19 protein-coding genes are annotated in these 24,187 nt (G+C 65.1%); 6 read left to right on the plus strand and 13 right to left on the minus strand.

Annotated elements, in window-relative coordinates; all coding sequences use genetic code 11:
* The first annotated feature begins 672 nt into the window (after positions 1–672).
* Genes AC1AXT_RS07055 through AC1AXT_RS07065 form a run of 3 tightly spaced genes read left to right on the plus strand, consistent with a single transcriptional unit; the run spans position 673 to position 4,712 of the window.
* Positions 673–2,910: an RNA degradosome polyphosphate kinase gene (locus tag AC1AXT_RS07055; RefSeq protein WP_476540889.1), complete on the plus strand. Its 2,238-nt coding sequence runs from the start codon at positions 673–675 to the stop codon at positions 2,908–2,910.
* A 22-nt stretch (positions 2,911–2,932) separates the two neighbouring features.
* Positions 2,933–3,985 (plus strand): NUDIX hydrolase, encoded by a 1,053-nt coding sequence (locus tag AC1AXT_RS07060; RefSeq protein WP_476540890.1) that lies wholly within the window; start codon positions 2,933–2,935, stop codon positions 3,983–3,985.
* Positions 3,986–3,989: 4 nt separating this feature from the next.
* Positions 3,990–4,712: a hypothetical protein gene (locus AC1AXT_RS07065; RefSeq protein ID WP_476541182.1), complete on the plus strand. Its 723-nt coding sequence runs from the start codon at positions 3,990–3,992 to the stop codon at positions 4,710–4,712.
* Between the two features lie 34 nt (positions 4,713–4,746).
* Here the strand turns inward: AC1AXT_RS07065 and AC1AXT_RS07070 are convergent, their stop codons facing one another.
* A complete protein-coding gene (locus AC1AXT_RS07070; RefSeq protein ID WP_476540892.1) occupies positions 4,747–5,421 on the minus strand; it encodes a response regulator transcription factor in 675 nt (224 codons plus the stop codon).
* Positions 5,422–6,606, minus strand: a complete 1,185-nt coding sequence (locus tag AC1AXT_RS07075; protein WP_476562619.1) for a sensor histidine kinase — start codon at positions 6,604–6,606, stop codon at positions 5,422–5,424.
* A gap of 596 nt (positions 6,607–7,202) precedes the next feature.
* Here AC1AXT_RS07075 and upp point away from each other — a divergent pair.
* Complete coding sequence (gene upp, locus AC1AXT_RS07080) at positions 7,203–7,844, plus strand: uracil phosphoribosyltransferase (RefSeq protein ID WP_476540895.1); 642 nt, start codon at positions 7,203–7,205, stop codon at positions 7,842–7,844.
* Positions 7,845–7,898: 54 nt separating this feature from the next.
* Here the strand turns inward: upp and AC1AXT_RS07085 are convergent, their stop codons facing one another.
* The 11 genes from AC1AXT_RS07085 to ftsY all read right to left on the minus strand — a co-directional run bounded on the left by AC1AXT_RS07085 (position 7,899) and on the right by ftsY (position 22,123).
* A complete protein-coding gene (locus AC1AXT_RS07085) occupies positions 7,899–8,966 on the minus strand; it encodes a glycerophosphodiester phosphodiesterase family protein (RefSeq protein WP_476540897.1) in 1,068 nt (355 codons plus the stop codon).
* A gap of 125 nt (positions 8,967–9,091) precedes the next feature.
* Positions 9,092–10,774, minus strand: a complete 1,683-nt coding sequence (locus tag AC1AXT_RS07090) for an ABC1 kinase family protein (protein WP_476541184.1) — start codon at positions 10,772–10,774, stop codon at positions 9,092–9,094.
* A 440-nt stretch (positions 10,775–11,214) separates the two neighbouring features.
* Positions 11,215–11,574 (minus strand): phasin family protein, encoded by a 360-nt coding sequence (locus tag AC1AXT_RS07095; RefSeq protein WP_476540899.1) that lies wholly within the window; start codon positions 11,572–11,574, stop codon positions 11,215–11,217.
* Positions 11,575–11,663: 89 nt separating this feature from the next.
* Positions 11,664–12,422, minus strand: a complete 759-nt coding sequence (locus AC1AXT_RS07100) for a type 1 glutamine amidotransferase (RefSeq protein ID WP_476540901.1) — start codon at positions 12,420–12,422, stop codon at positions 11,664–11,666.
* Between the two features lie 40 nt (positions 12,423–12,462).
* A complete protein-coding gene (locus AC1AXT_RS07105) occupies positions 12,463–13,872 on the minus strand; it encodes a DUF1727 domain-containing protein (protein ID WP_476541185.1) in 1,410 nt (469 codons plus the stop codon).
* Positions 13,873–14,046: 174 nt separating this feature from the next.
* Entirely contained in the window at positions 14,047–15,447 is a 1,401-nt protein-coding gene (gene dnaB / locus AC1AXT_RS07110; protein ID WP_476540903.1) for a replicative DNA helicase, read from the minus strand.
* 134 nt (positions 15,448–15,581) lie between these two features.
* A complete protein-coding gene (locus tag AC1AXT_RS07115; protein WP_476540904.1) occupies positions 15,582–16,367 on the minus strand; it encodes an acetoin reductase in 786 nt (261 codons plus the stop codon).
* Positions 16,368–16,757: 390 nt separating this feature from the next.
* Entirely contained in the window at positions 16,758–18,698 is a 1,941-nt protein-coding gene (locus AC1AXT_RS07120) for a [protein-PII] uridylyltransferase family protein (RefSeq protein ID WP_476540905.1), read from the minus strand.
* A gap of 111 nt (positions 18,699–18,809) precedes the next feature.
* On the minus strand, positions 18,810–19,148 hold the full coding sequence (locus tag AC1AXT_RS07125) for a P-II family nitrogen regulator (RefSeq protein WP_476540907.1): 339 nt from the start codon (positions 19,146–19,148) through the stop codon (positions 18,810–18,812).
* Position 19,149: 1 nt separating this feature from the next.
* Positions 19,150–20,445: an ammonium transporter gene (locus AC1AXT_RS07130; protein ID WP_476540909.1), complete on the minus strand. Its 1,296-nt coding sequence runs from the start codon at positions 20,443–20,445 to the stop codon at positions 19,150–19,152.
* 391 nt (positions 20,446–20,836) lie between these two features.
* A complete protein-coding gene (gene ftsY / locus AC1AXT_RS07135) occupies positions 20,837–22,123 on the minus strand; it encodes a signal recognition particle-docking protein FtsY (protein WP_476540911.1) in 1,287 nt (428 codons plus the stop codon).
* Positions 22,124–22,192: 69 nt separating this feature from the next.
* On the opposite strand from ftsY, the gene AC1AXT_RS07140 reads away from it, so the two are divergent.
* On the plus strand, positions 22,193–22,984 hold the full coding sequence (locus tag AC1AXT_RS07140; protein WP_476541187.1) for a TetR/AcrR family transcriptional regulator: 792 nt from the start codon (positions 22,193–22,195) through the stop codon (positions 22,982–22,984).
* A 130-nt stretch (positions 22,985–23,114) separates the two neighbouring features.
* Positions 23,115–24,143 (plus strand): glycosyltransferase family 2 protein, encoded by a 1,029-nt coding sequence (locus tag AC1AXT_RS07145; RefSeq protein ID WP_476540912.1) that lies wholly within the window; start codon positions 23,115–23,117, stop codon positions 24,141–24,143.
* Positions 24,144–24,187 lie beyond the last annotated feature (44 nt).

A 24,187-nucleotide genomic window follows, 5' to 3' on the forward strand; every position in this document is an offset into this window, starting at 1 on the left:
CGGCATCCAGCAGCCCGGCCCCAACCCCGACAACATCAACGCCTACGAAAGCGGATTCGGCATCAGGAAAGGATGGCTCCGATAGGAGCTATAAGACCCACGATTTGTTACTTAACCCTTGCGTACCGGGAGGCGGTTTATGCCGCCAGGCATTGAACGGCACCCAGCTTCACGCTGGGCGCCCGAAACGAAAAACGGGAAGGCCCGCGCTAGGCGGGCCTTCCTTTCCAAGTCCAACTGCGGCAGAATCTCTGCACAACTCCATCGTTGTAACGGTAAGTCCTTCCAATACCCGCTCAACGTAATAATCTTGCTGACCATATACTTTTTGTGGGGTCTGCTCTTCAGTTGTCCTTGTAGTTGTTAATTATGCTCAACTCCGCGCCGGTTGCAAATCGTTTTCGCCGATTTCACCGGATTTTCGCACCGATGTTGCGAAATTATCTCATTTGTTCCATCGAGCGCTCCAGGGAGCCCCCTCTTTGCAACTTTCTGAGCCGAAAAACGGCCGGAATGTTCAAACGAACATCGCTCCATTTCGTTATTGGCGTGTCGCTGGCGAACCGCCCCGAAACGCAGGGAAAGGCACCCGGGCCTGCGCGAAAAGTGAAGTCCTGTTAAATTTTCGAATGTTTCCGGCACGCAGCGGCCCGAAGCCCTTAAAGTAGTAGCATGACACAGATTTTTGACGCACCCTCCAAGGCGTTCCTGCGCAGCCAGATCGCCGAGCATATTGCGGAGACGGACAAGCCCGACAAAGCCGACGTGCAGTCCGACGCCCAGCCGCTGCCCCCCGACCGCTTCTTCGACCGCGAGCTCAGCTGGCTCAAGTTCAACAAGCGCGTCCTCGAACTGGCGCAGGACGAAGACCTGCCGATCATCGAACGCGCCAGCTTCGCCGCGATCTTCGCCAGCAATCTCGATGAGTTCTTCATGGTCCGCGTGGCCGGCCTCAAACGCCGCATCGACACCGGCATCGCCGTGACGGCCGCTTCCGGCCTGAGCCCGCGCCAGCAGCTGCGCGCCATCAGCGAGCAGGCGCACAAGCTGCAGGACGAGCACGCCCACTACGTCATCGACCACATCCTGCCCGACCTGGCCAAGGAGCAGATCGTGCTGCTCGACTGGGACAAGCTGTCGGTGTCAGAGCAGGAACGCCTCTCGAGGTACTACCGCCAGCAGGTCTTCCCCGTGCTGACGCCCCTGGCCGTCGACCCGGCGCACCCGTTCCCCTACATTTCCGGCAACTCGATCAACCTGGCCGTGCTCGTCGAGAACCCCACGAGCGGCAAGTCGCACTTCGCCCGCGTGAAGATCCCGGACAACCTCAACCGCCTGGTGCCGGTCGACGACATGACCGAGGACGAGGCGCATGACGTGCGCTATGGCTTCATCACGATGGAGAACCTGATCATCGCCCATCTGGAAAGCCTGTTCCCCGGCATGATCATCAAGGAGGCGCGCTCGTTCCGCGTGACGCGCAACGAGGACATCGACGTCGAGGAAGACGACGCCGAGAACCTGCTCAACGCCATCGAGAAGGAACTGCTGCGCCGCCGCTTCGGACCGCCGATCCGCCTGGAGATCTCCGACGCCACCTCGCCGTTCCTCTCCCAGCTGCTCGCCGACCAGCTCGGCGTGACGGCCGACGAGGTCTACCGGCTGCCCACCCCGCTGGACGCCACCGTGCTGTTCGAGCTCGGCGCCATCGACCGGCCCGACCTGAAGTTCCCGCCGTTCGTGCCGACGACGAACCGCCAGATCGCCGAAGTGGAGACGAGCCGCGCGCAGGACATCTTCGCCGCCATCCGCGAGCACGACATCCTGCTGCACCACCCGTACGATTCGTTCTCGACGTCGGTGCAGGCGTTCCTCGCGCAGGCCGCCGCCGACCCGAAGGTGCTGGCCATCAAGCAGACGCTGTACCGCACCTCGGCCGATTCGCCGATCATCGACGCGCTCATCGACGCCGCGCACGCCGGCAAGCAGGTGCTGGCGCTCGTCGAACTCAAGGCACGCTTCGACGAGGACGCGAACATCGCATGGGCCCGCAAGCTCGAACGTGCCGGCGTGCACGTCGTCTACGGCATCGTCGGCCTGAAGACCCACTGCAAGCTGAGCCTCGTCGTGCGCCAGGAAGCCGACGGCCTCAAGCGCTACTGCCACGTGGGCACCGGCAACTACAACCCGAAGACGGCGCGCGTCTACACCGACCTTGGCCTGCTGACCTGCGACCCGGTCGTCGGCCAGGACATGACGCGCCTGTTCAACCAGCTGTCGGGCTACGCGCCGAAGTCGAGCTTCCACCGCCTGCTCGTCGCGCCGCGCACCGTGCGCACCGGGCTCATCCAGCGCATCCAGCGCGAGGAAGCGGCCGCCCGCGAAGGCAAGGAAGCGTGGATCAAGATCAAGGTCAACTCGATCGTCGACGAAAAGACGATCGACGCGCTCTACCGCGCCAGCCAGGCCGGCGTGAAGATCGACATCGTCGAGCGCGGCATCTGCGCCCTCAAGCCCGGGGTGCCCGGCCTGAGCGAGAACATCCGCGTGCGCTCGATCCTCGGCCGGTTCCTCGAGCACAGCCGCATCTACGCGTTCGCCAACTCGAACGGCCCGCAGATCGGCGAAGGCCCGATTGCGGGCCCGGAAGTGTGGATCGGCTCCGCCGACCTGATGCACCGCAACCTCGACCGGCGCGTCGAGGCGCTCGTGCGCATCACGGCTCCCGAGCAGATCGACGAGCTCATCGACTACATCGACCTGCAGATGGCCGATTCCACCGCATCGTGGCACATGCAGCCCGACGGCACCTACGAGCGCCATTCGAAGGACGCCGAGGGCCATCCGCTGGTGGACAGCCAGGAGTTCCTCATCCGCAAGCACACGCGCCGTCCGCACGGAGCGAACTGACTGGAGCGGCGAACGCCCTACGATGGAGAGCATGAGCAAGCATGGAAGGACCGTCGAGGCTGCCGGCGGCATACTGTACCGCCAGCAGCCCGGCGGGGCCATTGAAGTCTGCCTCGTGCACCGGCCGAAGTACGACGACTGGAGCTGGCCAAAAGGCAAGCTGGAAGCCAACGAATCCCCGCGGCATGCGGCCGTGCGCGAAATCGGCGAGGAAACCGGCATGCACGTCGCACTCGGCCCCTACCTTGGCGACGTCGAATACCCCTTAAGCGACGAAGGGAAGAAATCTCGTTCGCATGCCGGCTCGAAACCCCGCGTCCGGTCGCTGCAGACGAAGCATGTGCGCTACTGGATGGCGACGGCGATCAACCGCGCGGACGCGCAGCACCTTTCGGAAGCCTTCGGGCCGGTCCACCGGGCCGATCTGGGCGAAATCAACGACGTCGAATGGCTGCCGATCGCGCAGGCGCGCAAGAAGCTCACCCACTCCACCGACCGCGACATCCTGGCGCTGTTCGTCGACCGGCTTGAGGAAGGCGCGGCCGAAGCGCGCCCGCTGCTGCTGGTGCGCCACGCGAAGGCCGAAAGCCGCAAATCGTGGGACGGCACCGAGGAGAACCGGCCGATCACGCCGAACGGCTGCGCCGCTTCCTACGCGCTCGACCGCGAACTAGCCTGCTACAACCCCGTCCGGCTCGTCACTTCCCCGTGGCTGCGCTGCCAGCAGACGGTGCAGATGCTCTCGTGGCAGACGAAACGGCCGATGGAATACGCCGAAGCGCTCACCGAGGACGCGTTCGCGGCTAACCCCGATGGCGCATGGGCGGCGTTCCTCGCCGAAATCAACGCAACGCTGGGCACCCCTTCGGCATCGCTCGTCTGCATGCACCGGCCGGTTATCGGCGGCATGTTCGAACGGCTGCGGCCGATGTGCGCAAGCTCCGCGCTCGCCAAGCAGCTCATCGCCAAATCGCCGTACATGCCCACCGGCAGCGCGCTTGCGCTATTCTTTGTTGAGTCGGCGGAAGGTCCGCGCATCATCGATATCCAGAAAGTGCTCCCGCTTGTCTACTAACTCCATGCATTTCGGTTCCGGCTCCATCGTCGCCAGCCGCGGCGCGTTCTCGCACGCCGGCTCCCCGCGCCCGGCACGCCCCGGCCAGCTCGACCAGGCCATCGCCGACAACATCGTCGGCGGCCTCGACCCCGAATACGTCACCGAAATGAGCCACGCCACCGCATGGGCGCTCCTGAGCCATGTCCATGCCACGAAGGATCCGCAGGTCGTCGAGCGCGTGCTGACCATCGTGGACCGCGAAGGCGTCGACGTCATCGCCGAACTGTGGAGCCACGCCGAGCCGGATTCGCTGCCGGGCGTGCTGTGGCGGCTATACTGCCTGCGCGAATGGATGCGGCGCCATAGCGAATCCATTGCGCGGCTGTGGCGGCTCGGGGAGCCGATCGCAACGGCGGCATCCGCCATCGCCGGCGTCGATTCAGCGCCGACCGAAGACGACATCGCGCGCACCGCCGACTCGATCCTCACCGGCGCGTTCCGCGGCGACTTCGCCGTTGCGCTCACCCGCGCCGCCACGTTCATCGAAGTCGTCGTCGCCGGACTGCGCGTGCAGTCGCGGCGCCTCCTTTCCCGCGCCGAAGCGCTCGGCGACAACCATGACGCCGACGTACGCAAGCTGCGCTCGCAGGCGGCCAAGCTGATGCACACCGCCGGGAATCTTACGTCGACGGCAACCGACCTCAAGGCCGGAGCCCACCTCTGGCGCACCGGCAAGCTCGAATAATCCGTACCGACGTCCGCGTTGAAGCAGCGCGAAGCTAGTCCATGGTCAGGGAGTTTTCCACCATGTTCCAGTGAGCGATGGCTTCGCGCAGCGTGGCGCAGTCCCACTTTACGCAGATGTTCTGGCGGTGCTTGCGTACCGTCGCCTGCGAAATGCGCAGCTGTTCGGCGATGCTTTCGTCGTCCCAGCCGTGGGCGCACCACGAAATGACCAGCTCTTCCGTCGCCGTCAGCAGCGTTCCGCGCCGCTCGGAGCATCCAATGCGCGCGTTCGCCATCATCGGCGACTCGAAGCCGGGCATATGGCCCTCCTCCAGCACCTGCCGCAGCGCTTCGGCCCACTGGTCCAGCGAACTGTCCTTCGATAGCAGCCCCTGCGCCCCGGCCCGCATGACCTGGTTTTCCACCTTGCGCACGGCGAGCGACGTAATGGCGAGAATCGGGAATGTCACGCTCTCATGGCGTGCATAGCGGCATACGACGTGCCCGTTGAGGTCTTCCAGCCGGATATCGGTCACCATCAGCCCGACGTCGGCATGCGGCCCGTCGACGATGAACCGTATCGCTTCGCGGCCGGAGGCGAAGCGGCGGATGGAACTGAATTCCGGCCGCACGCCTTCGAGAATCCGCTTGACCATGACGGCTGCGAGCGCGTCGTCCTCCACGATCACCGCCGTCTTGCGTTGCGTTGCGTCAAAAGTTCCTGGCATTTACCGTCCTCCTTCGTCGGTTTCCCTGTCATAGGGAATCGAGATTACGGTCATCCATTGCGTTCCGGCAGCTGCCGCCACCAGCTCGCCACCCAAAGATTCGACTTGCTGGCGCAGCAGTTCCAGCCCATGGCCGCCTTCCAGCCCTTCGCGTTGGTCTCCGATGGCATTGACGGCCGCAATGGAAACGCCGTCGGGTTCAATGACCGCCGACACGTCGTATTCACTGTTGCGGTCCGCATGGCGCTGAAGATTCGTGAAGCACTCACGCAGCGCCAGCAGCGCGGTATCGCGTACGGCAGGGGAAACGTCAAGATGCCTGCCGACCGTCCGGACCATGCAGGTGCCTCGGATGCCGTCCTGCTCGAGCCGCTGCTGCGATTCGTCCATGCACGCCTGCAGCTGCCGCTCGAACGCGTCGTCGTCGCCTTGCGCTGGCGCGGGGGATTTTTCCGGTTCCTTCAGGTCGTTGAGCACCGAGCGCAAATCCACGTTGATTTGCCGCAGGCTCTCCTCCACTTCGCTTTCGTTCGCCCCGCTGCGCAGCGCGTACACGGCATGCGTCAGTTCGCTGGAAATCGAATCGTGGATGCGTCCGGCGAGCTGCAGCTCCATGGCTTCGCGCCGGCGCAGCGACTCGGCCTGGGCATGCAGCGACTCGTTGAGCTGGCGGATGCCGCAGCCAAGAATGGCGCAGAACGCGAAAAGCCCAACGAACCCCATATTGACGGAGAGCACTTCTTCCCATCCATAATAGAAGCCGCTCCAGAGAATCTGGTAGGCGGAAATCAGCGCCCACATCGCCGCGCCGCCCCATACGCCTTGGTAATACGCCCACATGCCCACGACAAACGCATGCGCATAGATGCAGAAACTCACCGACCGGTGGAATATGAACGCGCAGCCGGAATCAACAAGAATCGATACGATGGCGAGCGCAATCAGCGACGGAATGGGCCAGCGGTAGCTGGCGACCATCAGCGCCACAATGGCCAGCGCGCCCACCCACAGCACCGGAGTGGCCCCTAGCGTGCCAGACGTTTCCCACAGCGTAAACGCAGAGCACAGGGCAATGATGGCCGCAACGACAGGGTGGCGCAATCTGACTTGATGGTGTTTGCTGTTGTCCGCGATGTGCCGCAATGCGCTGCCCCTTTCCCACGGAGCGCTGACCGCCGTCAGCATAGGCCCAATACATGCATCCACGTCGGGCATCCACCCAACAGCGGTGCTTGTGCCACTGTAACGGTATTTTCCGTTGCTGTATACCCCGCATCCACCATCGCGGACGGCGCAACCGCCAACGCGGCGGCCGTCACCGCGGCAACCATCGGACCCATCTTCACTCTCCTCGCTCCCAGCCGGCACAAACCTTTGAGCCGCGTCGTTCAGCGTTCCCCACCAGCCTTGCTTTCCCGCAAATCTACCGGCTGTACGCCCCCGTTTGTCCAGATTCTACACAAAACGGGTAGGGGGCACCTCGACAGGAAGAGGCAAAGCGGAAGCCAGGAAGCAGAAGGCGACCTCCCGCATAAGGGGATTTGGCTGCGCTGTGCAGGGAGATTAAGGATACGGAAAGAGAAATGCGCCGGACCGCGAAAGCGCCATGTCGGCGCACAGGCCGCTCGCAGCGGCAAAAAATGGAGCCCGGGGCTATGCACGGCCCGACGCGGCCTCTTACTATACACGAGCCATCGCATCTGTTCAATGCTCACGGCGCAGTTTTCCCGGCGCTGGCGCGCTCCCGCCGTTCTTCCAGCCGCATGCTTACTCTAGAAACCATGGATCTTCACGTTTTGGACCACCCGCTGGTCGAGCACAAGCTCACCATTCTGCGCGATAAGAACACGTCTTCCGCCACGTTCCGCGAACTCGTCTCCGAACTCGTCACGCTGGAAGCCTACGAAGCCACCCGCAATCTCGCCGTCGTCGACAAGGAGATCGAAACGCCGGTCGCCAAAACGGTCGGCAAGGCCATCGCCAAGCCACGCCCGATCGTCGTGCCGGTGCTGCGCGCCGGCCTGGGCATGCTCGACGGCATGATGAAGATGATTCCGGCCGCCGAAGTCGGCTTCCTCGGCATGAAGCGCGACGAAGAGCACCCGACGCAGCAGATTACCTATGCGAACCGCCTGCCCGAAGACCTCACCGGACGCCAGTGCTTCCTCATCGACCCGATGCTCGCCACCGGCGGCACGCTGGTCGCGGCGACCCACTACCTTGCCGACCGCGGCGCCAAGGACGTCACCGCCGTGTGCATCATCGCCGCCCCCGAAGGCATCAAGTACGTGGAAGAGAACATCGATCCGTCCATCGACTTCAAGGTCGTCGTCTGCGCCGTCGACGAGGGCCTCAACGACAAGAGCTACATCGTGCCGGGCCTGGGCGACGCCGGCGACCGCCTCTACGGCGTCATCGACTGAAAGTGCCGGCCTGGCAGCAGCCGGAACGCCGCAACCGCAGCGTTCCGGCGCCGGTCAGCCCTCGATCTTCACGGAGTCGGGGATTGCCGGCGGCACGAACGATTCGAAGATGAAGCGGTCGAAGTACGGCATCGCTTCCTCGAGCTCGGCGTCCGAGCGGATAGTCCAGGCGGCAGCCAGCGCGCCCATCGAACGGTCGAGCTTGAGCGCCGGGTTCTCGCCCTCGCTCCACAGGTAGGCCACGAAATCCGGCCGCGACAGCCAGTTGAGCCCCAGGCACCCGGCGATCCAGTCCACCGGACCGGCCTTCGCCAGTTCCTTGCCGACGGCGAGCTGGCCGCGGCACACCTGCGGGTAGTGGCTCTTGTACCAGTTCATCGCCACCGGGTTGAACGACTCGACGGCATAGGGGCCTTCATAGGCATGCAGCAGGTCGGAAGCGCGCTCCATCAGTTCGTCGTCCTCCGGGTCCCAGTGGCGCAGGTCGTCGAACTTGAACTCCACGATGATCGGCACGCGTCCGTCGACGACGTGCAGCACGTCCTCGAGCAGCGGCACATGCTGGTAGTAGCCTTCCGGCGCTTCATCGGGCGTGACGACCAGCGGCGGGTTCTCCTCCGCACCTTCGCGCAGCGGGGACTTGTCGGCGCCCGGCGCGCACGTCGGGAACAGCGGGATCCGCACCAGCTCGTCATACGTCAGGTCGCGCACCTTGCGCGGGTCCCCTGCCACGCGCAGCAGGTCGGCGTCGTGGACGCAGACGACCTTGCCGTCGGCCGTCAGCTGCACGTCCAGCTCGATGCCGTAGCCGGCTTCGGCGGCTGCGGCGAACGCGGCCAGCGAGTTCTCGGGGGCAATCGGGCCCGGTTCGGACGGGCTGCCGAATCCGGCCTTCATCGCCATGCGCCGCGCCAGCGCGACATACTGGCCACTGTCGGGCGCGTATTGCTGGCTCAGGCCCGAGCCGGCGTCATGCAGCCCGCGGTGGGCATACAGCACGTTCGGCAGCGTCGGCACGTAGTTGGCGCGCTTGTTGGCGAACGTGCGCGGCGCGGTGGCGAACAGCGCGGCGCCAGCCGCGGCCGCCCCGCCAATCAGTACGTTCCTGAAAAACTTGGACATCGTTCCTCCTGCGATTTCCTTCTGCGATTCCTCCGCAGTGCAAGGCCGGCCCAGCGGCCCTTGGCCTGTAATTCTATGGTAGGAAGCTGGGCGGCGCCGCGCAGCGGCATGGCTGTCAGCAAAACCTACTTGCCTCGCCCGCGCTTCTTGCTTGCCCTGTTCTTGGAGATGATGTCGAACACGATCCAGGCGCTCAGCACGAACGCTATGACGTACCCGAGGAACCCGACGACCGGAATGCCGAAGATGATCGGCTTCATGCCGGCATAATAGACAATCGACGAGCCGATGAACAAGCCGACGACGATCAGCGCCATCGTCAGGCGGTTGACCATGTCGCCGAGCTGGTGCAGCGGCTTTTCGGAACCGACCAGCTCCGCATTGAGCCGCAGCTCGCCGCGGGTGAGCATGTGCAGCGCCACTTCGGTTTCGTTGATGGCCTTCAGCGCGCCGTGCAGCGCCTCGTGGCTTTCGAGCGCGAGCGACTTGAGCTCGTCGACCACCACCGTTTTCTTCGATTTCGCCGCGGCGATGTGCTTCGAGATGATCTCGATCATGTTGACGTCGGGGATGAACTCGTCGAGCGTGCCTTCGAGCGTCACCAGCGCGCGGCCGACCGTCGTGACCGAGCTGGGCACCTCGATGCCGTGCCGCCGCGCCATCTGCGTCAGCGAGCCGAGGAAGTCGGCGAGGTTGAGGTCGGCGAGGTCGACCGTGCCGAATTCCTTGACGATGCCGTCGAGGTCGGCAAGCAGCTCCGGGTAGTCGGTGGCGTCGGTATCCGCCCCGGCGAACCGCAGCAGCGCGTTCGCCAGCTGCGGCGAATCCTGCTTGGCCACGGCGAACAGCATCTGCTGCAGCGCCGCACGCGTGGACGCATCCAGCCGCCCGGTCATGCCCAGGTCGAGCAGGATGATCTGCCCATTGCGGATCATGATGTTGCCTGGATGCGGGTCGGCGTGGAAGAAACCGACGTCGAGGATCTGCGCCGCATAGTTGTCGACGAGCTTCGTGCCGATTTCCTTGAGACTGTATCCGTCGGCTTCCAGCTCGGCGGTATGCGCCACCGGAATGCCGTCGACGTACTCCATGACGAGCACATGTTCGGTGCACAGGTCGACATAGGCCGTCGGGCAGTCCATATACGCGTAGGACTTGCAGAACCGCTTGAATTCGCACAGGTTGCGCGCCTCGTTGAGGAAGTTCGTCTCCTCGTCGAACGTTTCCCACAGCTCCTCGACGACGCCCTGGAAGTCCACGACCTGCGCGCTGTGCATGACCTTCGTGGCGCCCTTGGCGATCGAGCGCATGATCGAGATGTCCTCGGCCATCGTTTCACGCACGCCGGGCCGCTGCACCTTGACGGCGACGTCTTCGCCGGTCTTCAGCGTCGCGCGGTGCACCTGCGCCAGCGACGCCGAGCCCAGGGGCTTGGTGTCGATATGGTCGAAGATCTCCTCGATCGGCCGCCCGTATTCCTTCTCCAGCGTCTGCAGCACGACGTCGTAGGGCATCGGGTCGGCGTTGGCGCGCAGCTTGGCCAGCTCGTCGCAGAACGGCGCCGGCAGGATCTCCGAGCGCATGGACAGGATCTGCCCGACCTTGACGAACGTCGGCCCCAGTGCTTCGAGCATCAGGCGCATCTTGACCGGCGTCAGCCCCTTGACGACGTCGTAGTGCATCGCGATGCGCATGATCTGCTTGAGGCGCTTGAGCTTGCTGCGCCGCGTCAGATGGTATTCCTCGGAAAAGCTCTGCTTATGGGAGCCGAACAACCCTATCGTTTCGCTCGGCTGCCTGGCGGGGATGCCGGCACCGGACGTATCGTGCGTTTCACGGGGAACATCGCCCGTCCCAGCGGCGCCGGCAGCGGCGCCCGAAGCCGCGGCGCCCTCCTGCCCGTGCCGGGAATCGCGCTGCGCTTCCTGCTTGCCCTGAGCTTCCTGCTTGCGCTGCGCATCGCGCTGTTCCCAGTAGGCGACGTCATCCCAGTTGCGGTAGTCGCTTTTCGGGTCCTTCGCCGCGTCGTCCAGTTCCGGATCGGCGCTTTCGCGCGCCGCATCGTAGGACAGCGGCGTATCTTCCAGCGTTTCACGTGAAAGCAAGTCGTCGGCGCCGTCGCCTCCATTGGCCACGACGGCGATGTCGCGCCCGGCATCCTGCGCGAGCGCGACATCGTCAACCTGTTCGCCTTGCGGCGGCTTTGTATCGCGGATGGGGCCGCCCTGGCCCCCTGCGTCGTTGCGGTTCAGCGGTCCTCGTCCTTCTTGGCGTCTTCCTTGAGTTCCTTTTCGTCTTCATGGACGGCCTTGCGGTCCTCCTCGACGTCCCTGCGCACCGTTTCGCGCAGGCCGGAGGCGGCGTTCTTCACCGTTTCGGCGGCTTCGCGCGTCTGGTCCTTGAGGGTGCCCTTCGCGTCGTCGGCCTTGTGCGCCAGCTCGGAGTTGAGGGTCTTGCCCTGCTCCACGGTCAGCTCGCCCTTCTTGACGAGGTCGTTGATGATTTCATGCCCCTTTTCCGCCGTCGTCGCCATCGCGCCGACGCCCGCAAGGAACACCTTGCGCAGGCCCTCGCCGAATCCGTCGAGAAGATTGTTGTTGTCAGCCATCTCTTGCCCCCTTCTGAGCGTTTGGAGTTGCACTGTTGACCCCTAACTCTACTCGCTTGGCGCTTTCGACGCTCCCCGCGTACCGATGTTCAGCGAAGGCGTACAAAGGCGACGTCGCGGGCGCGGGCCGCCGTGTCGTCGAGCCGGCGCAAATCTTGTTGCTGCCGCTCGCTTTGGCGTGGCTCGAACGTGCCGTAGCGGCGTTCGGCCGCCGTGCGGATCAGGAAATCGGCGATGGCGGGGTTCTTCGGCAGCAGCGAACCGTGCATGTACGTTCCGATGACGTTATGGACGCGGGCGCCTTCGGTATGGTCTTCGCCGTTGTTGCCTTCCCCTTCGGCAGCGACCCGTCCCAGCGGCCGCGCGCCTTCCCTCAGGAACGTCTGCCCCGAGTGGTTTTCGTAGCCGACGATCTTGCCGAAATCGTCGCTTTCCTCCACGAGATTGCCGATCATGCGCGTTTCACGGCCCACCGTATACGCGGGAATGATCGAGATTCCCTCCAGCCGCGCGCCGTCGACGGTTTCGAAATACTCGCCGAACAGCTGGTACAGCCCGCAGATCATCAGCATCGGCGTGCCGTCGGCGGCCAGCGAACGCAGCAGGTCGGCGCGGCGGAAGAAATCCTCGATGATCTTCTTCTGGCCGGTGTCCTGGCCGCCGCCGCCGAGAATGATGTCGGCATGCTCGGGCCACGGATCGTTCTGGTTGACGAAGCGGATGCGCGGCTCATAGCCGTAGAGCGCAAGCCGGCGCTCCACCGTCAGCACGTTGCCGGAGTCGCCGTAGATGTTCATGTCGCGCGGGTAGAGCGAAACGATATCGATATCGCGGGATTGGGTTGCCATCGCGTCCTTCCTTCAGCCTTGCGTTGCGCCGTTGCTTGCGTTATTTGCCGACGCCGGCATCGGCGACGTTGGCGACCTTGGCGAGCGCGGCGCGGATTCTCAGCATCGCCGTATACGTGCAGTAGATGTGCTTCGGGGTGCCCGGGTTGCGTTGGGCGAACCGCAGCGCCGCCGCCTCGAGGTCCGTGTCGGTTTCGCCGACGGGAACCTGGTCGTATTCCAGCCGCAGCGCCATGTCCCAGCCGCGCACGCCGGACACCGTCGCCACGCCGGTGGCCGCCAGGCTCGTGAAGTCGACGTCCCATAGCCAGCTCATGTCGCGTCCGTCGGCGTATTCGTCGTTGATGGCGATCATCGTGTCGTGCCCTTCGGGCGCGAACGACGAGAGGGCGAGGCGGAAGCCCATCGGGTTCTTCACGAGCAGCAGCTCGACGTCGGAACCGTTCACCGAGATCTTCTCGCCGCGGCCGAACGCCGGCGTCACGTTGGCGAGCGCCGAGATTTGCTGCGCGGTGCTCGCCGCGGCGAAGCGCGAGAGCCGCTGTCGGAAGCCGGGCTGCCCGCGCCGCTGCAGTTCGCTTAAGATTTGCGGCTCGCGCAGCGCACGCACGGCATCGTCGCGCACGGCGCGCACGACGGCGAGCGCGGCGGCTGCGTTGTAGAGATTGTAGACGCCTTCGAGCTTGACGGCGGTGCCGATCCGCTCGCCGTCGACGTCGAGTTCGGCATGGTGGTCGCCGACGCTGACGAGCGTGACGTCGGCGGGAAGCGTTTCGCGGGCCGCGTCGCCGGCGATGGCGTCCGGGTCGGCTTCGCGGGGCGTTTCGCCGGCGCCCTGCGCCTGGATCGTCGTCGTCATCTGGTCGTCGGAGGGGAACGCCGGGCGCAGTTGTTCCGACAGGCCGAACCAGCGCACGGCGGTGCCTGCCGGCACGAGTTCGGCCAGCGCCGCGATGCGCGGGTCCTCGCGGTTGAGCACGACGGTGCCGGTCGTGGCGGACGCCACATGGCCCAGCAGCCGGGCGGTGTTGTCGATTTCGCCGAAACGGTCGAGCTGGTCGCGCAGCACGTTGAGCAGCAGCGCGTAGCGGGGGCGCGCCTGCTCGACGAAATGCACGGCGTACGCTTCGTCGAGCTCGAGGACGGCGATGTCGGCGTCGAGCCTGCCGGACAGGCTCCCCTGCTCGAGGATGGAGGAGACGACGCCGCGGGTGAAGTTCGAGCCGGTCGGGTTGGTGAACACCTTGAGGCCCAGGTCTTCGAGCATCGAGGCGACCATGCGGGTCGTCGTCGTCTTGCCGTTCGTGCCGGAGACGAGCACGACGCCCAGCGGCAGCCGCCCGAGCGTGCGGCGCAGGAAGCCCGGGTCGATGCGTTCGATGACCTGGCCGGGCAGCGCGCTGCCGCCATGGCGGGTCACGCGGGCGGCGAGGCGCACGGCCTTGCCGATTAGCGGGCTGGCGAACGCATGCCAGGGGTTTGCAGAGAACCGGTCGGCGGCCGCAGCATGCCCCTGAGGCTGCCCCTGGGCTGCGCTTCGGGTCGCTTTCGGGGCGCCGCCGCCGCGCTCACCGGCTGCAGCGTTTGCGGCCTTGTTTGCTTCCTGTCGTTGTGCCATCGTCGCTCACACTCCCTGCTGGTAGTCCTGCGGCATGTCCTTGAACTTCGAGTTGGCGCCAAGGAAGGCCAGGTGGAACGTTTCGGTCGGGCCGTTGCGGTGCTTGGCCATGATGATGTCGGCTTCGCCCGGACGGTCCTCCTTGTCGTAGAAGTCGGGCCGGTGCACGAGGAACACCACGTCGGCGTCCTGCTCGATCGAGCCGGATTCGCGCAGGTCGGACAGCTGCGGCTTCTTGTCGTTGCGCATTTCGGGGCCTCGGTTGAGCTGCGAGAGCGCCACGACCGGCACCTCGAGCTCCTTGGCGAGCAGCTTCAGGGCGCGGGAGAATTCCGAGACTTCCTGCTGGCGGCTTTCGATCTGCTTGCCGGAGCTCATCAGCTGCAGGTAGTCGATGACGACGAGCTTCAGGTCGTTCGTCTGCTTGAGGCGGCGGCATTTCGCGCGGATCTCCATCAGGCTCATGTTCGGCGAATCGTCGATGAACAGCGGGGCGTTCTCCAGCTTGACGAAGAACTTGTTGAGCGTGTCCCAGCGCTCGATCGTGATGTCCTCCGCGTGGCGCATCGCCGCCAGCGGGATGTTCGTTTCGGCGGAGATGATGCGCTGCGCGAGCTCCACCTTGCTCATTTCGAGGCTGAACACCACCGACGTCATGTTGTGGTGCAGCGCCGCCGCGCGCGCGAAGTCGATGCCGAGCGTCGACTTGCCCATGGCCGGGCGGCCGGCTACGACGATCATCTGGCCCGGCTGCAGGCCCTGCGTTACCTCGTCGATGTCGCGGAAGCCGGTGGGCACGCCTTTCTGCAGCTCGCCCTTCTGGATTTTGTCGATCTGCTCGAGGGCGTCGTTGACGACGTCCTTGATCGGCGAATAGTCCTGGCGGACGCGCCCGGCGCCCATTTCATACACTTCGGACTGCGCGAGGTTGACGATGTCCTCGGCCTGCGCGCCTTCGGCGCTGTAGCCCAGCTGGGCGATCTTGGTGCCCGCGGCGATGACCTGGCGCAGAATGGCGCGCTGGTGGACGATTTCGGCATAGTACGTTGCGTTCGCCGCCGTCGGGACGGAGGAGATCAGGCTCTGCAGGTAGTCGACGCCGCCGACCTTCTCGAGGTTGCCCTGGTCGGTCAGCCGGTTGGCCACCAGCACGGCGTCCACCGGTTCGGAAGCCGCGAACATGTCGATGATCGCTTCGTAGATCGTCTGGTGCTTCGGCTGGTAGAAATCGGAGACCTCGATCATCTGCGACACTTCGCCGATGGCGTCCTTGCTCATCAGCATGCCGCCGAGCACCGCCATCTCGGCGTTGTCGTCGTGCGGCGGAATGCGGTCGAAGAGCGCCGTATCGTTCGCGTCGTCCTGTGGACGCGCGAAGCCATCGGAAAACGAACGGGAATCAGCCATACCCCTCAGCATAATCCGAACGGCCTAACCTCCGTTTCGGACGCGAAAACGCCCGGCCGGGGAAGGGATCGGGCTTTTGTGGTTTCCCCGGCCGGGCGCTGCGTTGGGACGTACGGCAGCGAAACGTACGGCAGTTACCTGTACTGCATGCCGCCGTCCACGATGATGGTCTGGCCGGTGACGTAGTCGGCGTTGTCGCTGGCCAGGAAGGAGACGGCGCCGGCGACGTCGCGCGGCACCTCGCAGCGGCCCAGCGCGATCGTATCGACCATGTCGGCGAAGTTCTGCCCCACCGGCTTGCCGTTGATCTTGCCCATTTCCGCGTCGATGTACGTCCACATCGGCGTATCGACGATGCCGGGCGCATACCCGTTGACGGTGATGTTGCGCGGCGCGAGCTCCTTGGCGGCGACCTGCGTCAGCGCGCGCACGCCGAACTTCGTGGACGAGTAGGCGCCGAGGATCGGGAAGCCCTCGAAGCCGGCGATGGACGACGCGGAGATGATCTTGCCCTTCTCCTTGCCCAGCTCGCCGAACTTGTTCGCCGCCGCCTGGATGCCGAAGACCACGCTGAACAGGTTGATGTGCACGATCTGCTCCAGCTGTTCGGGAGTGATCTCCATGAACGGCACGACCTGACAGATGCCGGCGTTGTTGACCATGACGTCGAGCGTGCCCAGTTCATCGACGGTGTCGTCGACTAGGCCGAATACCTGCTCGCGCTCGGACACGTCGGTCGGCCGGAAGAAGGCGCGGCGTCCCGCGGCCTCGATTTGCTTGAGCGTTTCCTGCGCTTCGTCGCGCTGCGATTCGAGATCGGCGACGGCGACATCGAAGCCGTCTTCGGCGAGCTTGACGGCAATGCCGCGGCCGATGCCGCGCGCTGCGCCGGTGACGATGGCTACACGCTGGTCAGTCATAGTGGTACCTGCCTTCCCGCGGCGCTGAACGGCATCATTGCCTGTCCTTGAGCCACGCCGCGCAATTACCCGCCATCGTAACAAAGCGACGCGGGGCGCGGCCAACCCGACACGCTCCAATCCTGTCCGCCTACAGAGGAGCGCCACACCCCTTCCCACACCTCCTCGCAAACCGGTCGAACAGGTTTTCGAAACACGCTGATGTGGATGAATGGGGATAACTTTTCTGCAAAAAACTCGAGTTATCCACATCGTGGGGATAACTTTGTGGATAACCGTATCCGTTATCCACAAAGGGGGGATAACTCTGTGGACAACATGGGGATAACCAGCCTGCTATCCCCAATTCCCACCAATCCGGTTTGACTTTTGCGCGAACTGTGATAATGCTCACTCATGTTCCATGCATTGCCGTGCGGCCCGGTAGACGCCGGCGACCAGCTGCGCATGCCACTTGCTCCACCCCAGCTGCCCGGAAATCGACTCCCCCGCCGTCGCGCCCAGCGAGCACATATCCGCCCGCGTCAGGTCGAACAGCATGTCCAGCAGCACCACGTCGCCTTCCAGCCGTTCAGCGAGCAGCGCCCCCGCTTCGGCCGCCGGCTTCGACTGCGCCAGCTGCGACATCGACAGATGCTCCCGGACCAACGCCAGCACGCGCGCCGTCACGCCCGGCTCGAACCCCATGCGCTCCAGGATCACCTTCGCATGCCGCACGCCTTCCGAGGCGTGGTCGGCCACGCCCGGCCGCTTGCCGATGTCGTGCAGGATTCCGGCCAGCAGCAGCGCCGTGAACTCATCATCGGAATACTGCACGCCCGCACCCTGCGAGCCCCCGCCAGGAACGCCGGACCTCCCCGCCCCCGCGGAGCCTGCCAGCTCCCAGCCAGCCGCCTGCACCGGCAATGGCACGTCGGTCAGCGTCTGCAGCGTCGGACGCACCCGACCCAGCCGGCTCGTCACCTCCACCATGTGCCGGTCGATCGTGAAGCGGTGCGCCGCCGAAGCGCTCGGCCGGTTGCGGATCGCCGACCATTCCGGCATCCACCGCCCCGGCATGTCGATGAAGTCGAGTTCCTCCCACACGTCCAGCAGATTCGCCCCGCTCGCCAGCAGCTGCACGAACAGCGTGCGGCTTTCGCCGTCCCAGCCGTTGCTGCGCACCGGGGCGCGCCGCAGGTTCGACAGCGTTGCCGCGTTGATCGGCATGCCGCGCCGCGCGGCCGCGACGGCGACCCGCAGCGGCAGCTGCGCGTCCTCCTGCGGCTGCGCCCCGGGCGCCAGCACCACCTCCTGTTCATGGACGGCGACCCCCGGCGCGACGACGTCGAACTTCGGCGCCTCGCGCTTGCCGCCGGCTTGCGGCTTGCGCATCTGAAAGAACGAGAAGCGCGGCTTGTCGTGCACGAGCGTGCGCTGCGCGCGCGACGCCGTCGAGTCCAGCCCGAACGCCACCGCCCTCCCCAGCCGCGCGAGCAGCGTCTGCAGGTCGTCGATCGACGTTGCCTGGCGCTCCCCGTCGGGCAGCGTCGGGTCGGCGAGCCCCAGCATCGCGGCGACCGGCGCCTGGTACGGCGACAGCAGCAGGTTCGTATCCTTGCCGGCCGCCAGATGGATGGCGTCGCGCACGTCCAGCAGCCGCTCGACGGCGTCGTCGTAGCGTCCGTGCGGCCGGTCCGCGAGCCACGAGGCAGCGATGGCCGACGCGAGCACCGTGTCGCGCAGCCCTCCGCGCGATTCCTTGATGTCCGGCTGGTTCACGTACGCGAGCCGCCCGAACCGTTCCTGCCGTTTCGTCGCGGTCTCGAGCAGTTCCGGCAGCCGTTTGCGCGCCATCTTGCGCCAGCGCTGCAGAATCGAAGCTCCGGTGGATTCGACGAGCGCGGCGTCGCCGGCAATCGGCATGACGTCCAGCCATCCCATCGCCGCCGGCACGTCGTGGTCGGTGACGGCTTCGCACTGCGCCTTCGAGCGCACCGAATGGTCGAGGTCGATGCCGGCATCCCACAGCGGATACCACAGCCGGTTTGCGAGTTCGTTGAGTTCGGACGTGGACAGCACCCGCGAATCCTGGACGATGATCGTCAAATCGAGGTCGGAACGCGGCCCGATCTGCCCGCGCGCCAGCGAGCCGACGGCCGCGAAGCCGATCCCTTCCCGCGGCACGTCGAACGGTACCGCTTCCACCGCTTCCTGCCAAAGATTGCCCAGCGCCGCCCTCGCCGCCTGCGTGCGCGCCTTGCGTTTCGCCGCGCCGCCGCGGTAGACGCCGTCGGCGTCCGGCGCGCTCAGCTCCAGCAGCGTTTGCTTGAGCCCGTCCACTGCCCCCATCGTTCCCTCTCTCTCGTTGCCGCAGCCAGCGCACGTCGCCTGAGCGGAACCGTGCGCTGGCTGCAGGTATGGAAAGGCCCCCTCGCGTTCGCAAAGGGGGCCGTTTGAATCTTAGATTGCGGCGGAGCCGGTTTCGCCGGTACGCACCCTGGCGACCAGGTCAAGCGGCGTTACCCACACCTTGCCGTCGCCAATCGTGCCGGTGCCGGCGGCCTTGACGATGACGTCGACGAGCGTTTCCATGTCGGCGTCGTCGACGATGACCTCGACGCGGATCTTCGGAATCAGGTCGACGGTGTATTCGGCGCCGCGGTAGATTTCCGTGTGCCCGCGCTGGCGGCCGTAGCCGTTCGCTTCGGAAACGGTCAGGCCATGGACGCCGGCGGCCGCGAGCGCTTCCTTGACTTCGTCGAGCTTATGAGGCTGGATGATTGCGGTGATCAGCTTCATATCACTTCATCTCCTTCAGAACAGAGCTGGCGGTACCAGCAAAATCGTACGCGCGTTCGCCCTGGTCGGCCATGTCGATGCCGGCGACTTCCTGCGCGGGGGTGACGCGCCAGCCGACCGTCTTCTCAAGCGCGAAGGCGATGATCGTCGTGATGACGCCGGAGTAGACGATGGCGACGATCGCGATGATGACCTGCACGCCGAGCTGGCGGAAGCTGCCCGAGTAGAACAGGCCGGTGCCTTCCATGATCAGGCCGAGGGCGACGGTGCCGATGAGGCCGCCGACGCCGTGCACGCCGACGACGTCAAGCGAGTCGTCGTAGCCGAGCTTGTACTTCAGGCCGCAGGCGAGGCAGGTGACGATGCCGGCGACGAGGCCGAGCACGATGGACCACAGCGGCGAGACGACGTCGGCGCCCGGCGTGATGGCGACCAGGCCGGCCACGATGCCCGAGGCGGCGCCCATGGCCGTGTAGTGTCCGGTACGGATCTTTTCGGTGAAGCCCCAGCCGAGCATGGCGCCGGCGGCGGCGAGCGACGTGGACACCCAGGCGTAGCCGGCGGTGCCGTTGGCGGCGAACGCCGAACCGGCGTTGAAGCCGAACCAGCCGAACCACAGCAGGAAGGCGCCGAGCATGACGAACGGCACGTTGTGCGGGCGCATCGGCTCGGTGCCGAAGCCCTTGCGCTTGCCGATGATCAGCACGATGACGAGCGCGGCCATTGCGGCGTTGATGTGCACGACGGTGCCGCCTGCGAAGTCGTGGGCAGCGGCGCCGAGCGCCTGGGAAATCGGGCCGTCGGCGGACAGCAAGCCGCCGTTCCACACCATGTGCGCCATCGGGGCGTAGTCGAAGGTGACCCACAGGGCCACGAAGATCATCCAGGTGCTGTACTTGACGCGTTCGGCGATGGCGCCGCAGATGAGCGCGACGGTGATCATGGCGAAGGCGGCCTGGAAGGCAACGTCGACGCTGACCGGATAGTTGTTGCCGTTGATGGCCGATGACGTGTAGACGCCATCCTCCACGACCATCGTGTCACGCAGCAGGAAGCCGGTGGCCGGGTCGCCGAAGATGCCGCCGACCGAGTTGCCGGCATAGGCGATGGACCAGCCCCACAGGGCCCAGATCACCATCGTCACCGAAAGCGCTGCCGCTTCCATGATCAGCATGTTGAGCACGGCCTTGGCACGGACCATGCCGCCGTAGAAGAGCGCCACGCCGGGCGTCATGAGGAATACCAGGGACGCACACGTCAATATCCACGCGGCATTACCGGAATCAAGCTGTCCCATTGCCTACCCTCCCTCTCTTTCATCCTTTGTCGTTGAACCACGAAGGTTGCTTGTCTATCGCCGAACCGTCGCAGCGGTTCTGGTCTCTTTCCTTGCAGAAGCGTCGCCCCAGGCGCCGTTTCATAGTTGCCCATCGAACGCCGCCCGCGTTTTCGTTGTGTTACGGGAGGTTACGAAAAAGTAAAACGCCCCCGAATTCCGCAGTCTTGCGCCGCTTGGCCGTCCGCACTGCGGACGGGAAGGGCAGCTGCGGAGCCTGCAAGCCTTATGGCTGGCATGTCCTTTCCTCGGCGGACAGACGGCGCCGGCAGGGGGCTGCGAAGCGCCGGAGAACGAAGAGCGCCGGCGCCCCTGGTGGGAACGCCGGCGCTACAACAGCCACGGGGCGCAATCAGCCGAGGATGCCGTCGACGAAGCTTTCTGGGTCGAACGGCGCCAGATCGTCGGGGCCTTCGCCGACGCCGACGACCTTGACCGGCACACCGAGCTCCTTCTGCACCGAAATGACGATGCCGCCCTTCGCCGAGCCGTCGAGCTTCGAGAGCACGACGCCGGTCAGGCCGATCGCTTCGGCGAACACCTTCGCCTGCGCCATGCCGTTCTGGCCGGTCGTCGCGTCGAGCACGAGCAGCACCTCGTCCACCGGAAGGTTCTTCTCGGTGACGCGGCGGATCTTGCCCAGCTCGTCCATCAGGTTCGCCTTGTTCTGCAGGCGCCCGGCGGTGTCGATGATCAGCACGTCCACGCCGGCTTCCTTCGCCTGCTTCGAGGCTTCGAACGCCACCGACGCGGGGTCGGCGCCGTCATGGTCGGCGCGCACGACCGGCACGCCCACCTTCGCGCCCCAGGTTTCCAGCTGGTCCGCGGCGGCCGCGCGGAACGTATCGGCGGCGCCGAGCATGACCGACTTGCCTTCCGACACGAACATGCGCGCCAGCTTGCCGGTCGTCGTCGTCTTGCCGGTGCCGTTGACGCCGACCATGATGATGACGCTCGGCTTCTTCGCGCCGTCCTTCTCGGCTTCCAGCCGCCGGTCGGTGTCCTTGCCGACCAGCTCGACCAGCTCGCCGCGCAGCGCCTCGCGCACCTGCGCGGCGTCGGTGTCGCCGTTGACGCGCGCGTCGGTGCGCATCTTCTCGACGAGTTCCTCCGACGCCTCGGCGCCGACGTCCGCCAGCAGCAGCGTGTCCTCGACGTCCTCCCAATCCTCTTCGGACAGGTTGTCCTTCGTCAGGATCGTGAACAGCGCCTTGCCGAACGGGTTCGCGGACTTCGACAGCTTTTCGCGCAGCTTCTTCAGCCGCGACGGCTTGCCCTCGGGGACCTCACCGCGTGGCGCGGCTTCCGCCTCTGCTTCAGATTCAGCCGCGGCCGGCTTGGCAACCTCGCCGCCCTTGGCTGCTTCAGCTGCCTTGGTTCCTTCCGGCGGGGCACCCGGCGCTTTGCCGGTCTCTTCCTGTTCCTTGGGTTCCGGTTCGGATTGCGCCGCCGCGCTCTCGGCTGCCTTGCGTTCGGCTTCGCGTTCCGCGGCAAGCCGTTCATCGGCCTTCGCCTTGGCCTTGGCCTGCGAGTCCGAAATGGCCTTCTTGCGGGAACGGTCCATCCAGATGCCGCCGAAAACGAGGAGCGCCGCAATCACGACAATGACTACTATGGCGATGATCGTATTCGTATCCATAACCCCTACCCTAAACTAGGCTCATCCCCCGTTGGTGCGAAACTGGGGACCATGGCGAATACTTCACGGATGTCGGCGTACCAGCGCCGCGAACAGCTCATCGAAATAGGCCGCTCCCTCTTCGCAGCCAAGGGATTCGAAGCGGTGAGCGTCGAGGAAATCGCCGCCCACGCCAAGGTCAGCAAGCCCATCGTCTACGAGCACTTCGGGGGCAAGGAGGGCCTGTACGCCGTCGTCGTCGACCGCGAAATGCGGGCCTTGAGCGAAACGCTGCTCAACGCCATGAGCGAGCAGGACCTGCACCCGCGCCAGATCGTGGAGCGCACGTCCCTGGCGCTGCTCACCTACATCGAGGAGAACTCGGAAGGCTTCCAGGTGCTCGTGCGCGATTCGCCGATCACCGACCCGTCCAGCTCGTTCTCGTCGCTGTGGGGCGACATCAGCCTGCGCGTACAGGACATCCTGACCGTGTGGTTCAAGAAGCAGAAGCTGCCCCTCAAGGGCGTTTCCTACTATTCGCAGATGCTCGTCGGCATGACGGTGTTCACCGGCCAGTACTGGGCAAGCCAGCGCAAGATGACGAAGGAGCAGCTGGCGGCGCTGATCGTGAATCTCGCATGGCACGGCCTGAGCCGCCTGGAAGCCAAGCCGGAGCTCATCTTCGAAGGCGCGAAGGCGAAGAAGGAAGCGAAGGACGAGGCGAAAGAGGAAGCCAAGGCGAAGGAATCTGAAGCCAAGGAAGCCGACGGCAAGAAGCGCAAGGGCAAGAAGGAAGCCGAACCGGAGGCCGAAGAACCGCAGGAAGGCGGCGACGAAGCGGACGGCGACACCCCCGATTCAGCTGATGACGAGCAAAAGTGAGTGTGAAGCGCACAGTGCCGGATGTTCCGTTTAATATGGAAGCGACACTGTCCGCATATCCCACGCCGACCGAGACCAGAGACCATACCTAGCGTACGGCGGCGGGACATATCCACGTTGGGGGAGCCCCATGGATCACAAGATCCTTACGTTCGTCGTACCGGCATACAACATGCAGCATTACCTGCCCCGCTGCGTTGAATCGCTGCTTGCCGCCATTGAATGCGACGACGTCGAAGTCATCATCGTCGACGACGGCTCCAGCGACGGCACGCTTGAGGTTGCGCAGCGCTTCGAACGCGAGAATCCTGGCGTCGTGCGCGCCATCCACCAGGAGAACAAGGGGCATGGCGGGGCCGTCAACACCGGCCTCGCGCAGGCGCGCGGCATGTACGTGAAGGTAGTGGACGCCGACGACTGGATCGGCGCCGACTCGCTCGAGGACGTGCTGGCGGTGCTGCGCGCGCAGCCCGGCTCCGACGATCCGCTCGACATGCTCGTGACTGATTACGTGTACGACAAGGTCGGCAAGAAGCACAAGCACGTCGTCAGTTTCGAGAAGGTCATGCCGATGAACCGGCGCATCGACTGGAACGACCTAGGCAAGTTCGGCATCGCGCAGTACATCATCATGCATGCGCTGACGTTCCGCACCGACGTCGTGCGCGCATCGGGCATGCAGCTGCCCGAGCACACGTTCTACGTGGACTTCATCTATTCCTATCAGCCGTTCCCGTGGGTGCATTCCATCATGTACATCCCCACGCCGTTCTACCACTACTTCATCGGCCGCGAGGGCCAGTCGGTGCAGACGGACGTCATGATCAGGCGCGTGGGCCAGCTGTGCCGCGTCAACAAGCAGATGCTCAACGCCACCCCCGAGTCGCCGGAGGTGTCCGAGGGGCTCTACCGCTACATGATCCACTTCCTGGCCATCGAGAGCTCGATCACGACGGTGTTCCTGATCCTGTCGAAGAACCATGAGAACTACCATGTGCAGAAGCAGCTGTGGAACGCCATCGACGACTATTCGCCGAAAATCGGCCACGACGTGCGCCACAAGCTTGTCTCGCGCGCCATGAACCTCCCCGGACCGGCCGGCCGCTTCTGCGTGCGCGTCGGCTACCGCGTAGCCAACAAAATTCTCGGGTTCAACTAAGGAATGGTGTCCAGATCTGGATGGCAAACCCCACCAGAGTGGGG

The organism is Bifidobacterium sp. LH_450 (assembly GCF_056356715.1).